The sequence below is a fragment of the Myroides albus genome, assembly GCF_009711045.1.
Taxonomy (GTDB): domain Bacteria; phylum Bacteroidota; class Bacteroidia; order Flavobacteriales; family Flavobacteriaceae; genus Flavobacterium; species Flavobacterium album_A.
The window spans coordinates 1-15,485 of record NZ_WMJX01000022.1 but is presented as its reverse complement, the minus strand read 5'-3'; the positions used below and the strand labels follow the sequence as shown (position 1 = coordinate 15,485).

At 30.0% G+C, this 15,485-nt stretch carries 10 protein-coding genes; 8 read left to right on the top strand and 2 right to left on the bottom strand.

Features of this window, described 5'->3' with window-relative positions; translation table 11 throughout:
* The first annotated feature begins 391 nt into the window (after positions 1 to 391).
* Genes GJV76_RS10470 through GJV76_RS10455 form a run of 4 tightly spaced genes read left to right on the top strand, consistent with a single transcriptional unit; the run spans position 392 to position 8,139 of the window.
* Positions 392 to 3,427, top strand: coding sequence for a SusC/RagA family TonB-linked outer membrane protein (locus GJV76_RS10470; RefSeq protein WP_155092565.1), 3,036 nt, complete (start codon positions 392 to 394; stop codon positions 3,425 to 3,427).
* An 11-nt stretch (positions 3,428 to 3,438) separates the two neighbouring features.
* Complete coding sequence (locus GJV76_RS10465; protein WP_155092564.1) at positions 3,439 to 4,830, top strand: RagB/SusD family nutrient uptake outer membrane protein; 1,392 nt, start codon at positions 3,439 to 3,441, stop codon at positions 4,828 to 4,830.
* 1 nt (position 4,831) lies between these two features.
* Positions 4,832 to 5,572 carry a hypothetical protein gene (locus GJV76_RS10460; protein ID WP_155092563.1) on the top strand — a complete coding sequence of 247 codons (741 nt, stop codon included), beginning with the start codon at positions 4,832 to 4,834 and terminating at the stop codon, positions 5,570 to 5,572.
* Positions 5,573 to 5,574: 2 nt separating this feature from the next.
* Positions 5,575 to 8,139 carry an alpha/beta hydrolase family protein gene (locus tag GJV76_RS10455; protein ID WP_155092562.1) on the top strand — a complete coding sequence of 855 codons (2,565 nt, stop codon included), beginning with the start codon at positions 5,575 to 5,577 and terminating at the stop codon, positions 8,137 to 8,139.
* A gap of 45 nt (positions 8,140 to 8,184) precedes the next feature.
* On the opposite strand, the gene GJV76_RS10450 is transcribed toward GJV76_RS10455, so the two are convergent.
* Both GJV76_RS10450 and GJV76_RS10445 read right to left on the bottom strand, forming a co-directional pair.
* Positions 8,185 to 8,538, bottom strand: a complete 354-nt coding sequence (locus GJV76_RS10450) for a hypothetical protein (protein ID WP_155092561.1) — start codon at positions 8,536 to 8,538, stop codon at positions 8,185 to 8,187.
* A gap of 584 nt (positions 8,539 to 9,122) precedes the next feature.
* The gene (locus tag GJV76_RS10445) at positions 9,123 to 9,701 is read right to left on the bottom strand and encodes an RNA polymerase sigma factor (RefSeq protein WP_160340158.1); all 579 of its coding nucleotides are present in this window, start codon (positions 9,699 to 9,701) and stop codon (positions 9,123 to 9,125) included.
* Between the two features lie 521 nt (positions 9,702 to 10,222).
* On the opposite strand from GJV76_RS10445, the gene GJV76_RS10440 reads away from it, so the two are divergent.
* From GJV76_RS10440 to GJV76_RS10425, 4 genes are all read left to right on the top strand, one after another.
* The gene (locus GJV76_RS10440; protein ID WP_155092559.1) at positions 10,223 to 11,350 is read left to right on the top strand and encodes a FecR family protein; all 1,128 of its coding nucleotides are present in this window, start codon (positions 10,223 to 10,225) and stop codon (positions 11,348 to 11,350) included.
* Between the two features lie 81 nt (positions 11,351 to 11,431).
* Positions 11,432 to 14,758, top strand: a complete 3,327-nt coding sequence (locus tag GJV76_RS10435) for a TonB-dependent receptor (RefSeq protein WP_230381534.1) — start codon at positions 11,432 to 11,434, stop codon at positions 14,756 to 14,758.
* Positions 14,759 to 14,768: 10 nt separating this feature from the next.
* On the top strand, positions 14,769 to 15,269 hold the full coding sequence (locus GJV76_RS10430; protein WP_155092558.1) for a RagB/SusD family nutrient uptake outer membrane protein: 501 nt from the start codon (positions 14,769 to 14,771) through the stop codon (positions 15,267 to 15,269).
* On the top strand, positions 15,266 to 15,485 hold a 220-nt coding region (locus GJV76_RS10425; RefSeq protein ID WP_196216223.1), incomplete at its 3' end, for a RagB/SusD family nutrient uptake outer membrane protein. The genes GJV76_RS10430 and GJV76_RS10425, both read left to right, overlap by 4 nt.

Here is a 15,485-nt window from a genome sequence, read left to right as displayed (position 1 = left end):
TGTTAGTTTATTTAAAAAATTGCCGTAGAAGCAAATCTATTAATGCTATTTATTAACCACTAAAACTATTTAATTATGAAACACTTAGCTCTTAGCATAAACTTCTTTAACAGTAAAGTAATCCAAAATTCATAAAGTTAGAACGGGAAAGATAGTTTAGCTAAGGGCACTAAAAACAACACAATGCGCTGGTCAAAGGGATTTTGAAAAGCGCTATTAAGTCCTATGACTATCTCTTGTCTCTTAGATAAAGCATTTTGGGAGACATGCTATAGAGGCTAGAGATAGTCTATAAATATTATTAACTAACTAAAGAGATACCCTAGTGATACTTAACGGCAATAAAAATCTTAATGATTAAAACTAGTGTATCCAATCAATTATAAACATTATGAAACTAAATTACACAATCAAAATCGGTTATAGGATGGCACTTTTTCTAAGTATACTACTCACCTATAACACACATGCCGTAAATTTTGATGCAAACCTTACTGACTTTGATCAAAATAAAAAAAACAAAGTAACTGGCCTAGTTAAAGACAATTACGGAGCGCTTCCAGGAGTTCACGTTATAGTCAAGCAAACAAACGTAGCTACCTCAACTGATTTAGATGGTAAATTCACAATTGAGGTAGCTAAAGGACAAACCCTAGTTTTCTCAATGATTGGATTTGAAGATAAAACTATTACTTATCAAAGTGGAAACAACTTCAATATAGTCTTAAATCAAAAAACAAGTACACTTGATGAGATTGTTGTCAACGCAGGGTACTACTCTGTAAAAGATAGAGAACGTACCGGTAGTATAGCACGTGTAACGGCAAAAGATATAGAGCTTCAACCAATAAATAATCCATTACAAGCACTTCAAGGAAGAACACCCGGAGTTTCCATAACAGAACACTCAGGGGTACCTGGCGGTGGAATAGACATAGAAATTAGAGGACAGAATTTTATGGGGTTGCAAAATTCTGGCAGAAACAATCCTTTTTATATAATTGACGGAGTTCCATTTCTATCCGATGCATTAGGTACAAACAATGGCAACTTATCATACGAAATATTACAAGCTAAAATAAGTCCCTTAAATGCAATAAACCCAAGTGATATAGAAAGTATAGAGATATTAAAAGATGCTGATGCTACAGCCATCTATGGATCTCGTGGAGCTAATGGAGTAGTACTTATAACAACGAAAAAAGGAACACAATCAAAAACTAGTTTCACTATAAGTTCTACTACAAGTTTTAGTAAAGTGCCTAAGTTTTTAGACATGATGAATACCCAACAATATATCAAAATGCGTGAAGAAGCATATTTGAATGCTAATGCAAGTTTTCCTGCTAATGCCTATGATATAAATGGAGTTTGGGATAAAAACAGATATACCAATTGGCAGAAAGAATTAATTGGAGATACAGCAACGGCTCAAGAAACCTCATTAGGAATAAGAGGTGGTAATGAGTTCTCAAACTTCAACATTAACTACTCACATAGTGAAAGCACAACAGTCTTTCCAACAGATAAAGGGTATAAAAGAAACTCTGCACTTATGAGCTATAATTATATGAGTAAAAACAGAAAACTTTCTGTAAACTCATCTACACTATACTCTAACCAGAGTAATAACTTGCCAACTGCAGACCTGACAAAACAATCATTAACCCTTGCTCCAAATGCACCTTCACTATATGACAAAAATGGAGAAATAAACTGGCAAGATGGAACTTTTAGAAATCCAATGGCTAATCTCAAGAGTTCTTATGAGAATAAAACATCAACAATTATTCTTAATTCAAGTATATCTTATACATTAATTAAAAACTTAAATGCTAAAATCAATATTGGTTATACAAATAATCACCTTGAAGAAAGAGTACTTATTCCACACACAATATTTAATCCTGCTGCAAATCTCACGAGTGAACGTTCAGAGTCAAACCTATCAAACCAAAAAAGCCAAAGCTTCATTATTGAACCACAACTCGCTTACAATCTTTCATTTAAAAAACATAGCTTAAACACTTTAATAGGATTCTCTTATCAACAAAATGACAACGAATCTGATCAAATTAGGGCGAAAAATTTTAGTTCAAATGCGTTTATAAAAAATATTGGAGCAGCCAAAGAACAACTTATAGTTTCTACTGGAAAAAACCAATACAAATATGCCTCAGTGTTTGCTAGAATAAATTACATGTATGCACAAAAATATATAGTAAACTTAACTGCTCGTCGTGATGGCTCTAGTAGGTTTGGAGATGACTATAAATTTGGAAACTTCGGAGCTATAGGTGCTGCTTGGATATTCTCCAAAGAAAATTTTGCTAAAAATATCTCATGGCTTTCATTTGGTAAACTAAGAACAAGTTATGGAATAACAGGTAGTGATAATATCGGTGACTATGCTTACCTAGATACCTATACAATTAATAGATATCAATATAATGATCAAGTAACTTTAAGCCCTACCGCTCTATATAATCCAAAATTTAAATGGGAAAACACAACAAAGTTTGAAATAGCAACGGAACTTAGTTTTTTTAATGATCGATTAAGTTCATCAATTGCTTATTATAATAATCGATCATCAGATCAATTAATAGGTACAACTCTACCATCCACAACGGGCTTTAATAGTATATCTGGAAATTCACCTGCTGTGGTTGAAAATAAAGGATGGGAGTTTTCAATTTTTAGTCAAAATATAAAAACTAAAAACTTTTCTTGGACTACAGATTTTAACCTTTCATTTCCTAAAAATGAACTAGTATCCTACCCTGGCCTTGAACAAGGAACTGAAAGTAGTAAATATGTTATTGGTAAACCGATTCAAATTATAAAAATGTATAAATATCAAGGATTAGATCCAAAAACAGGTGAGTTTACCTTTTATGATTACAATGGAGATGGAAAAATAACATCACTTGATAAAGAACATACTGTGAGTTTAGCACCAAAATTTCACGGAGGATTACACAATACAATTTCTTACAAAAACTTAAGTTTAGATTTTCTCTTCTATTTCGTTAAAAAAGACAACTACAATATCAACAAGTATTACAACTCTCCTGGAGCAGCTATGCTTAATCTTCCTTCTGCTATGAATGATTATCATTCAAGTAGCAATCCAAATGCAACATACATGCCAGCTATATACAATAATCCCAAAAACAGTTTACAAATAAACTATACAGAAAGTGACGCTACAATATCTGATGCTTCATATATCAGATTAAAAAACGTAGCTCTATCATATGTAATGAAAATACCAAAAATTAAAGTAGAATCGCTAAGACTTTCATTACAAGGACAAAACCTATGGACTATTACTTCCTACAAAGGTATGGATCCGGAATTTGTATCATTTGGTTACCTACCACCACTTAGAACAATTTCATTTAGTGCTCAATTAACCTTTTAATAAAAAACAACATGAAAACATATATTTTAACATACAAAACACTAATATCACTTTACCTGTTTTTATTAGTAATATCTACAAGTTCATGTACCAAACTTGTAGATATTGATTCCTCTACTACTCAAATTGACAAAACTGATGTATACAACGATCTATCTACAACTAAAGCAGCATTAAACAACCTTTATTTGAATCTTTCAAATAACTCATTATTAAATAAAAGTGGTAGTGGAATTTCCTTTAACCTATCGATATATACTGATGCCTTAGATTATTATGGTACAAATATCTCTGGCTCAGAGATGTATTTAAATACATTTTCAGATAATAACTCACAAAGTACATCATGGTGGAATACTTCATATCAACATTTATACGCAATAAATGACTTCATTCAAGGTGTTACAAATACAGATGCTATTTCCATTGAACTAAAACAAAAAATGTTAGGAGAAGCTCTAACCTTAAGAGCATTGTACTATCATTATTTAGCACAACTATATGGTGATATACCCTATACAACTTCCACCAACTATCTGGAAAACAAAAACATCTCAAAAACCACGTATCTCGATGTACTTACCAAAATAGAATTAGACCTTAATCAAGCTATAGAATATTTAGATTATACCTATACAAATAAAGATAAATTCTATATCAATAAAACTGTACCAGAGCTACTACTAATTGAAAATTATATACTTCAAAAAAAATACCAAGAAGCAGAAGAACTAGCAAGTTCAATAATAGATAGACAACAATACAAAATTGAAGATGATTTACTTAACACTTTTAAAAAAGAGGCTACAAGTACTATTTGGCAGTTTAGCCCATTGTTTTTAACTGCAAATAGCGCAACACCTGAAGCTACATTATACATCTTTTCAAATTTTACCACTTCAAGTTCCGTTTTATCTAAAAAAGTACTTAGCCTATTTGATGACAATGATAAAAGAAAACAACATTGGTTAAATAAGATCATAATTAATGATCAAACGTTTTATCAAGTTTATAAATACAAAAACAAAACAAACAATCTTGATGAGTTTTCAATTCTATATAGAATAGAGCAAATATATATAGACTTAGCTTTTGCATTAACAATGCAAGAAAAACAAGAACAGGCTTTAACTGTCTTAAATCAATTAAGACAAAAAAGAGGACTTTCAGACCTTTCCTTAACTCTAAGTAAGCAAGAAACAATAAATGCAATTCTTGAAGAAGACTTAAAGGAGTTTTATACTGAGAATGGTAGACGATTCTTTAGTTTAAAAAGAGCTGGAAAACTAAATGAATTAACTCAGAGTAAACCAAATTTTAGGCCTTACCATGATTTATTTCCAATACCATCAAGTCAAATACAAATAAATAAAAACCTTTTACCTAACAATCCTGGATACTAACATGAATTATACTGCAATGATAAAACCAATAATATTGTGTGCTATAAGCATAACATTGATGTCTTGTCAACATTCAATAGAAAAAGACAATATCAATGAACCTATAAAACAGACTAATAATGATGGGTCCATTACTATTCAAGGAAAAGTTACAGTTAAAGATCGTGACTATCCACCTATTGGTTTAACAACAATGAATATTAAAAATAAATGGTCGTTTGTTAAAGAACTTAAAAGTCAAACAGCATATGGAGAAAATGAAAGAGTTTTTGTAAATAAAGATGGTTACTACAGAATCACAATAGACAAGAATGATACCTTAGTTTTATTGCCACCAGATATTCTTTACAAAAAACCTAATTTCTTTACAGGCTTTACTCATAATCAAACACTCAATATTGAACTAGAAGAAACGCCTGAGAGATACATATCACAAAGAAAGCAATATCAAAACAACGGCTTTGAAATATTTGAAAAACATATCTCTAAAATAAATCCTGATAAAATAGTAAGAGTAGCCGGTAGAATAACTAGCTCTAATACACATGAACCCTTAGTGAATAAAGATATTAGTCTTTTATATCAGAACAATACTAATAATACTTCTATTCATCACTTAACAGATAGCTTAGGACAGTTCTTCATAGAAACACCTGAAAATTCTCAGATAATTATTGATGCATTTAATTTAAGAAAGCATTTTTTTATCACTCAAGATACAATCATTAATTTAGAACTCTAATCATGAATAAAAACTTAAATCTATATATCATTTTGTTGGTAATTATTTGTGCTTTACATAGTCTAAAAGCACAAGATAATAATGATTCAATCAATGAAAAATCATTTTGGAATACAGTAATTCCTACTAAATTATCACCTGATGGTAAATGGGCGATTATTTCTCAGACAGACAATACAAGTTCTAAGTCTAATAAAACATACTTTGTAAATACAAAAACTAAGGAAAAAAAAGAGTTTTCACACTTAGATCATTTCTATGATTACTTCTTAGACGATGGCCTTTTTATTGCTAAAGACAATGGAAAAATAATTGTACATACTTTAAATCACAATGACTCTTTAGTTATTTCTAATATTAAAAATTTCGATGTAAGTAAACAAAATCAATTACTTATATATCTAAATAATGAATTTGATGTTAGTATTATGCAACTAAATGAAAAGTTAAATCGTAATAAAATAATACTTACAAAAAGTAATATTCAAAGCTTTTATTTAAGTAAGAACTCAAAGCATTTAATTCTACTTAGTAAAGACAATAAGATACTTCATGTCAATCTTTCAGATTTTAGTATAAAAAAAATAACTTCAATAGATTACAGTATTGAAAAGTTACAATGGAATATTCAACAAGATGCTTTTCTAATAAAATCTAATAAAAACAAGTTTAAACTCGTGGATCTAAATACTTATAACATATCTGAAATTAAAATACCTTTTCCTGAAAAAACAAGTGCTATTGATATTAGTTTTTTTTCAAACAACGATCTTTTTATTAGTTTTAACGAAATAACGAACCAGCCTATACCAGAGACTCAATACATTGATATTTGGCAAACAAACTCAAAGCATTTAATACCAAGCTCTTTTTCCCTTAAATACATTACACTACAAAAAGCTTTTGTATATAAAACTGCAGAAAATATTTTAACCCAATTAGATACCTCCAATGATACAAATTATTTAAATATAGGCGTACCAGGTTTTTTATTATCATTCAACCCATACTTAAAACAAGACTTCTCAACTTCTAATGCTATTATAGACTATCACTTATTTGATATAAAAAAACTAAAAAATATAGCCTTACTAACAACAACAACAAGTAAAGTATTTTCTTTGTCAAAAGACAACAAACATTTGTTATATCCTAAAACTAGTGATGATGCACAATGGGAAATATTAAGTTTTGAAACATTAAAAAAGACTCCAATAATAAAAGGTAAATCTGAAAAAGTTAATTTAACACCAATATGGTCTAAAGATTCAAAATCAATCATCTACGCCAGTAACTCTATTCTAAAGATTTTTAATATAGAAGATAAAAAAATAAGAGAAATTGGAGAGTTTATAAAAGCAAATCAAGGACAAAAAATATATCTAATCAATAATAAACAAAAAGAGAATAATTCACAGTTTTTAAATCTAAAAAGTCCTCTTTACTTTTATGTAAATTCACAAACAGATAATAGAATCTATATATATGAAAAAGATAACCTACAACATATCTACGAGACCGATAACATTATTAATTTACAAACTAACTTCAATAATCCCTATTCTGATAAAGCAAATGCCGTATTGTTTTCAATAGAGAATTATAATCTTCCTCCTAAAATACTAATACTACAAGGAAGGAAGATCAAAGAACTAATAAACTCACCGATAGATCCCGACTTATATTCTTGGAGAAAAAAAGTAGAATTTACATACTCGGACAAACATAAAGTAACCTTACATGGTTCCTTATTATATCCAAAGGATTACAATCCTAATAAAAAATACCCCATGATTGTAAATGTATATGATTTAACTTTTTCCAATAGTCTGAATTATTTTACTACCCCCTTACCAGTTGCATCACATTCAGGATTTAACCCAACACTCTTATCTGAAAAAGGTTACTTTGTTCTTCAAGCACAAACTTATGTAAGCGAAGAAGGTGCTACTATAAGTGCTATTGACTGTACTGTAAATGCCGTAGAAAAAGCATTAATTGTTGAGCATGCAATTGATAAGGAAAATCTTGGAATTATTGGCCACTCTTTCGGAGGGTATAAATCTGCAGCTATTATTACAGGAACAGATATATTTAAAGCAGCTATAGCAGGAGCAGGTTTATATGATATCTTAGGACAGTTTAATTTTGCATATAGTTATATGAGACTTATGCCTGATTGGTATCGCACTGAAAAAGTCCAATTAAATTTCAACCAAAAATATTCAGAAAACCCTGAAAAATATTATAAAAACTCTCCTCTACTAAACGCATATAAAATCAATACACCAATACTATTATGGACAGGGTTAGAGGATATCAATGTACCGTGGAAAAATACACAAAAAATGTTTCTAGCTTTAAAACGTGAAAAAAAACCTGTCATAGCTCTATTTTATAATAAAATTGCACACAATCTTTCAAGACAGAAAAACGAAGCTAAAGCTAACATTGATTTAACCTACAGAATTATTGATTGGTTTGATTACCATTTAAAAAACAATAAAGACATTCAATGGATTGAAAATGGGTTAAACTTAAATAAGTACTCAAAAAGTTATTTATAAAAACAATAGGGAAGCTTTACCAGCTTCCCTATATTACTTTAAATATTACATTTCTTTATAAAGTGGGATGTAATGTCCCGGAGCTAATTCTCCCCAAAGATTTCTTTGTATACCGTCAACGAAAGTTGTACACCTCTCATTAGAGATCAACTCTGTACAATCACTTTGTTCAACATTATCAATCAATTCATAGACATATTCTTCAGATTCATTTAAATATCTATAATAAATCTTTCCACTATATCCATTTTCAGCTTTTACTGTTTCAATTGATTCTACAACAGGACTCTCTTTCTGGGAATCTTTTTTTAATTCGCTAGCATTCACTGTGAATGCACCTACACTCAGCATTGCAATAACAGCTAATCCTGTGAATAGGTTTTTAATATAATTTTTCATTTTTTCTGCTTTTTGATGTTAAACTAAAAACACCTTGTCTTTAGCCATATTATATTTGAACAAAACACACTGCTTTGCTTTAGGTTAACTTAAAAACACAATCTAATAGTTAACTCTATTGGCCTATAGAATTAATCAGTAATAAGTCACTTTAAGTAGCTAATTTAAAGTGATAAACTAAATTGTTTTACATAAAGTAGTATAAAAGGGTGTATTCTACTAAAACAAAGTTCTATAATGATCTAAGATAAATTTATCCCCTAAAATGACATTTTATCCCTTATTGTGACATATTTCACCCCCTATTGCGTTATATAAAAGTAACAAAGAGAGAAAATTCAAAAAAAACAACATCTGTTATTGACAATAAAAGCCGCACATTAGATTATCTCTTTTAAAATTTCTTACAAAATTAGATCACTAAATATTATATGTTTTTTGAAGTAAACAGATAGTCACATTATCTAAAACCTCTAATAGCTAACAATCTTTGTCACTATTAGAAGGTTTGTAAGGTAATATTAAATATTACAACATGCTGTAGTTTTTACATATGTCAAGAAAAACTTTTCTTTTACCGAAATTTAATTAACTCGACCAAAAACTAGGAAAAGAAGTATATTGGTATTCTCTCCTAATCTTTTCTTTAAAATACTATATGACTTTGAAATATGAGCTTCAACAGTTTTTAAAGAAATATTTAAATAATCTGCAATCTCTTGATTTGTTAATCCTTGACGTTTACTTAAAATAAAGACTTCTTTACTTTTGTTAGGTAAGTTATCTATCTCCCTTTGCATTAAATTTATAGCAAGTTCTAGGTCTTCTTGAGAATTTGTTTCCACATAAGCATTGATTACTTTCAAGCATTGATATTCTAAAGGCTCAAGCTTCTTATTCTTGCGATAGGTATCTACAAACTCATTAAAAACAGACTTATAAAGTAAGTTCTTAATATTTGCCTCTGGATTGAGCTTTAGTCTCTTAATCCAAATTTTCATAAATACATTTTGTACTAAATCTTGAGCTTCTTCATTACCAATAAGCTTATAGGCATAAACACATAGTGATTGATAATATTTTTCAATCAACAAGGTAAATGCCTTTTCATTACTTAGGACAATCATTTCAACTAATTCCGTATCTGTAGTAAGGTTATTCATAAGAAAAAAAATAAAAAAACATTCAAACATAGGGTTATGTAAAAATGTAACGTTACTAACTATAAAGTGAAATATGATTAATAAATACTAGAAATAAATGTTGAAATCCAAATATATATAAAATTAATTGCTAAATGATGTATTTAACATTTATCATCAAAATATAAATGAAAATTCTTTTTTTTATTACAAACTGCGAACTTTATTACTTACATTATCTATGAAAACACAAGGCACTGCTTAAAAGAAAGTATCACAACTAAATCAATTTTAGTTTTTAGCACAAGTCAAATCAATTTTCTTCAAATCAATTATTAGTTAGTTAGCTAAGTGCTATTTTCTACCTTTTGAATTCTAAGATAATAATTTGCAGTAGGCTATTCCTTTTTCTTGTAAACACAAAGAAATTGGGATAGCCTTTTTTTATACTAAATAATTTATCAATAAAAACTAAAAAAAAACTTAAAAAAACATAGGGTATTACTTTAGTCAGACGTAATAAGAGTATAAAAGCTAGTGAAATGAAAGAAAATAGAACAGAAATATTAATGTTGAAATATATTTCAAGGTCAATTACGCCCCAAGAAAAACAAGAACTTTTAAAACTCTTACAAACCAATGATGACAATCAAACAATACAAAGAATTATTGAAAATGACTTTATTGCTGATAATGTTATAAAGTCATTTGATAAGGATTTAGCCCTTAAACGTATAAGTTACTTTATCACAAAAAGAAAAAGAGCTAAAAAATTAAAAAAAACATTATTAACCACAGTGCTTCCCTTTGCAATAATAGCTTGTGTTTTAATTATTGTATTTCAGCCTTTTTCCCTAACAAAGCAGTCTATTAATATTAACCAAGAAAGTATAACAATTGTATCCTCTCAAGGAAAACAAATTCAAATAAATGATACAGATAGTGAAACAATATTTGATGAAAATGGTCAAGCACTAGCTAAAGTTGAAGATAAAACAATGACTGTTGATCCAAGTACTACTCAAATGCAACTAAATAAGCTTATTGTACCAAAAGGTAAAACCTTTTCATTGGTTCTCTCAGATGGAACAAAGGTATTTTTAAATGCACAAACAAGCATTGAGTTTCCAACAAGTTTTCAAAATCTTAAAAACAGAGAAGTCTCTATAACAGGTGAAGCCTATTTTGAAATACAAAAAAGTGATAAACCTTTTTTAGTTGAATCAAAAAATGCAAAAGTTAGAGTTCTTGGTACTAAGTTCTTGTTCTCTGAATATGAAAAACAGAACTATACTTCGCTTGTTTTAACTCATGGTAAAGTTGAGTTTTCAAGTACTTCACAACAAGATAAAAAAGCAGAAGTTACACCAGGACAAAAAGTAAGCCTAGAGAATTCTACCTCAAAAATCCAAGTTGAAAATGTCAATACCCGACTATACTTAGGATGGATCAGTGGAGAATTAATCTTCAGAAACCAAAGCTTTGATCAAATAATTAAAACCTTAGAACGAAGCTTTAATGTAGAGATTGTTAATCAAAACAAAGAATTAGCAAATACAGTCTTTACAGCTTCATTTGATAATAAAACAATACAAGAGATAATGACATACTTCAATGAAGTATTTGCCATAGAATATACCATTAAAAACAATAAAATTATTATTAAATAAAAACACTGGCTATTCGGCAAAATAACCAGTGTTTACAATGTGATTATTACCTAAGTAACAACCTTTAACTATTTCAAATATATGAAAAATTCTTTATTAAGAAGTAGAGGAATTCCTCTGTTAAAACTCGAGTTAAAAATGAAACTATCCTTTATTTTTTCCTTTGTTTTTGCACTTAATTTATTTGCAACAAACACCTATTCTCAATCAAAAATTTCAGTAGATGTTATAAACATACCTCTACATGAAATACTTGAGATTATTGAAGAGTCGTCTGAATATCGTTTTATTTATAATACAAATGAAGTCAACGTAAATGAGAAAAAAGTTCTTCAAGTAGATAATCTAAATGTAGAAGAAGTACTAAAAAAACTCTTTAAAAACTCTACAATTAACTACACTATAATGGACAATCAAGTTATCTTAACTAACAAACCTAATTCTAATTCCAATAAAATTAATCAAGACTATTTTCGTGAGATTAAAGGCGTTGTTAATGATGATTTAGGTCCATTAGCAGGAGTGATAGTAAAGATAAAATCAACAAATAAAGCTGTAACAACTAGTCTTGATGGTAGTTTTACAATTGATATTCCAAAACAATCAAACACTGACAAAGAGCTTTTCTTAGAAATCTCACTAATTGGTTACAAGACGCAATTAATAAAAATAACAAATCAGAACTTTTTTAATGTAACATTAGAGGTTAATGATCAACTTTTAGACGAAGTTATTGTTAATGCTGGGTACTACTCTGTAAAAGATCGAGAGCGCACTGGAAGTATTGCAAGAGTGACAGCTAAGGATATCGAGTTTCAGCCAGTGGTGAATCCATTACAAGCTATTCAAGGAAGAGTAGCTGGTGTGGATATTACACAAAGCAGTGGTGTTGCAGGAGGTAATATGGATATAGAAATACGAGGAAGAAATTTTATGGGAGATAAACTCTCTGGTAGAAACAACCCTCTTTATATCATTGATGGTGTTCCTTTTCTCTCAGATGCCCTTGGTCTATCAAGTGGAAATACAGGTATTGAGATACTGCAAAATGGAATATCTCCACTTAATGCCATAAATCCAAATGATATAGAAAGTATTGAAGTTTTAAAAGATGCGGATGCCACAGCTATCTATGGTTCACGTGGAGCCAACGGTGTAGTGCTTATAACCACTAAAAAAGGTAAATCAGAAACAACTCGCTTTACCGTATCATCTGCAACTAGTTTTAGCAAAGTACCCAAATACATGGAACTTATGAATACACAGCAATATATACAAATGCGCGAAGAAGCTTTTGCTAATAGTGGTACTACTACTCTTCCTGTTAATGCGTATGATTTAAACGGTACTTGGGATCGAGATCGCTATACCAATTGGCAGAAAGAATTAATTGGAAAAACAGCAACAACCCAAGACATCTCTCTGGGAATAAATGGAGGTAGTAATCTAACTCATTTTAATATTAATCTAAATCATAATAATTCCAATACAGTATTTCCGATTGATAAAGGATATAAAAGAAACTCTGTTTTAATAGGAATTAATCATCAAAGTCAAGACAATAAATTACACCTTAACCTGTCTACTTCCTACTCAAACCAAAGCAATAATCTACCAACAATGGATCTAACAAGACAAGCATTGACCTTAGCTCCCAATGCGCCAGCCTTACATGATCAAAATGGGAATCTCAATTGGCAAGAGGGAACCTTTACCAATCCATTAGCTCAATTAGAAGGTTCCTATGAAAACAAAACAAATTCACTAATACTTAATATGAACCTCTCTTACAGCCTTTTTAAAAATTTAGATTTTAGAATAAATACTGGGCTGACAACGAATAATCTTGAAGAAAGAAATATCATCCCTCATACTGTTTTCAATCCTAGTGATGAATATACCAGTGAAATGTCTGAATCTTCTTTAGCTACCAGTCAGAGCCAATCATTCATTGTAGAGCCCCAATTAAACTACAAAAAGAGTTGGAACAAACACACTTTTGAGCTCTTAGTTGGTTCTACTTTGCAATCCACAGAATCAGATAATCAAAATATTAGTGGTAGAAATTTCTCTTCAAATGCACTCATCAGAAATATTAGTGCAGCAAAGGATAAATACATAGGAATATCATCAAAAGCACAATATAAATATGCTGCCTTATTCACGCGTATTAATTATCAATATGACAACAAATATTATCTAAACTTAACTGGACGAAGAGACGGCTCTTCGCGTTTTGCTGAAAATAACCGCTTTGGAAACTTTGGTGCCCTTGGTGCCGCTTGGATATTCTCAGAAGAATCTTTTGCTAAAAATCTAACCTGGTTATCCTTTGGAAAACTACGCTCTAGTTATGGGATAACTGGGAGTGATAATATTGGAGACTATGCATATCTAGACTCCTATACTGTATTTACTCCTCAATACAACGCAGAAACAGGATTATCCCCTACCTCATTACACAATACAAGTTATAAATGGGAAAAAACGACCAAGTTTGAAACAGCTTTAGAACTTAGTTTTTTGCAGAATAGGATCAATACTTCTATTGCTTATTACAACAACCGATCTACAGATCAACTAGTTGGAATGACACTACCTACAACTACTGGATTCTCCACTATTTTAATGAATTCACCTGCTGTAGTTGAAAACAAAGGTTGGGAGTTTACACTTAACACTAATAACATTAGTACTGTTGATTGGAAATGGTCTACAAATTTTAATATATCTTTTCCTAAAAACGTATTAGTATCCTATCCTGGGCTTGAACAAGGAACTCAAAGTAGTTTTTATGTTGTAGGAGAACCATTAAACATCGTTAAACTCTATCAATATGAAGGTATTGATCCAGATACAGGGAAATTTACTTTTAAAGATTTTGATGATAATGGTATTATTAACGCTCAAGATCAGCAGGTAATAAAAAATCTTAATCCAAAATTCTATGGAGGTTTACAAAACACAATTTCTTACAAGAATTTTACTCTAGACTTTTTGTTTTACTTTAAAAAGCAGGAAAACTACAACCTAAATCAATACTACAATGTAGCTGGTGCTGCTATTGTTAATCAACCTATACAGATGACAGATCGATGGTCTGCATCTAACCCAAATGGAACCTACATGCCTGCTGGTTATAGAAATAGTGATCTTAATAAACTCGCTACCCCATTTAAACGAAGTGATGCCACTATTAGTGATGCTTCTTATATCAGATTAAAAAATGTATCTCTTTCTTATGTTTTAAAAATCCCAAGAGCTCACATAGAATCATTGAGAATTTACCTGCAAGGACAAAACCTTTGGACAATAACTTCTTACAAAGGAATGGATCCAGAATTCACAACCTTTGGATATCTACCTCCGCTACGTACGTATGCCTTTGGAATGCAATTAATTTTTTAAAACTATTGTTATGAAAATAAACAGAATAAATATAGGCGCAATTGTCTCAATGACTATTGCTTTACTTGCAAGTATTTTGACTTCTTGTGAGCGTATGATTGAAGTTGATTCACCTACTAATATGGTTAATAAAGAAGATGTTTACAAAGATATTTCTACTACAAAAGCAGCTTTAACTTATTTATATACCAATATTAGAAATAATGCTTTTTTATCTAAAAGTCCAACAGGGATACATCACAGTTTAAGTTTATATGACGATGAACTTGAACACATTGGAACATCGGATAATAATTATTATCTAAATATGATACAAGCAAGTGGTCAAGAAACTATACTATGGTGGAATAATGCTTATCAAGATATGTATGCCATCAATGCTTTTATTGAAGGTTTAACACAATCTCCTTACATTGAACAAGAAATGAAAAAAACATTGTTGGGAGAAGCCTATACGCTTAGAGCGCTATACTATCAAAATCTAGTACAACTCTATGGAGATATNAAATGAAAAAAACATTGTTGGGAGAAGCCTATACGCTTAGAGCGCTATACTATCAAAATCTAGTACAACTCTATGGAGATATTCCCTACACGACCTCAACCGATTATAAGTCAAATACTACTATTTCTAAAAAGCCCTATCAAGTGGTATTAGTCGATATTGAACAAGATTTACTCCTAGCGCTAGATTATCTAACCTACTCGTTTAGAAGTCCTGATAAAT

Excerpts from the sequence above, each read along its gene's own strand:
- GJV76_RS10470 (WP_155092565.1), top strand. The coding sequence starts at position 392 with ATGAAACTAAATTACACAATCAAAATCGGTTATAGGATGGCACTTTTT.
- GJV76_RS10465 (WP_155092564.1), top strand. The coding sequence starts at position 3,439 with ATGAAAACATATATTTTAACATACAAAACACTAATATCACTTTACCTG.
- GJV76_RS10460 (WP_155092563.1), top strand. The coding sequence starts at position 4,832 with ATGAATTATACTGCAATGATAAAACCAATAATATTGTGTGCTATAAGC.
- GJV76_RS10455 (WP_155092562.1), top strand. The coding sequence starts at position 5,575 with ATGAATAAAAACTTAAATCTATATATCATTTTGTTGGTAATTATTTGT.
- GJV76_RS10450 (WP_155092561.1), bottom strand. The coding sequence starts at position 8,538 with ATGAAAAATTATATTAAAAACCTATTCACAGGATTAGCTGTTATTGCA.
- GJV76_RS10445 (WP_160340158.1), bottom strand. The coding sequence starts at position 9,701 with ATGAATAACCTTACTACAGATACGGAATTAGTTGAAATGATTGTCCTA.
- GJV76_RS10440 (WP_155092559.1), top strand. The coding sequence starts at position 10,223 with ATGAAAGAAAATAGAACAGAAATATTAATGTTGAAATATATTTCAAGG.
- GJV76_RS10435 (WP_230381534.1), top strand. The coding sequence starts at position 11,432 with ATGAAAAATTCTTTATTAAGAAGTAGAGGAATTCCTCTGTTAAAACTC.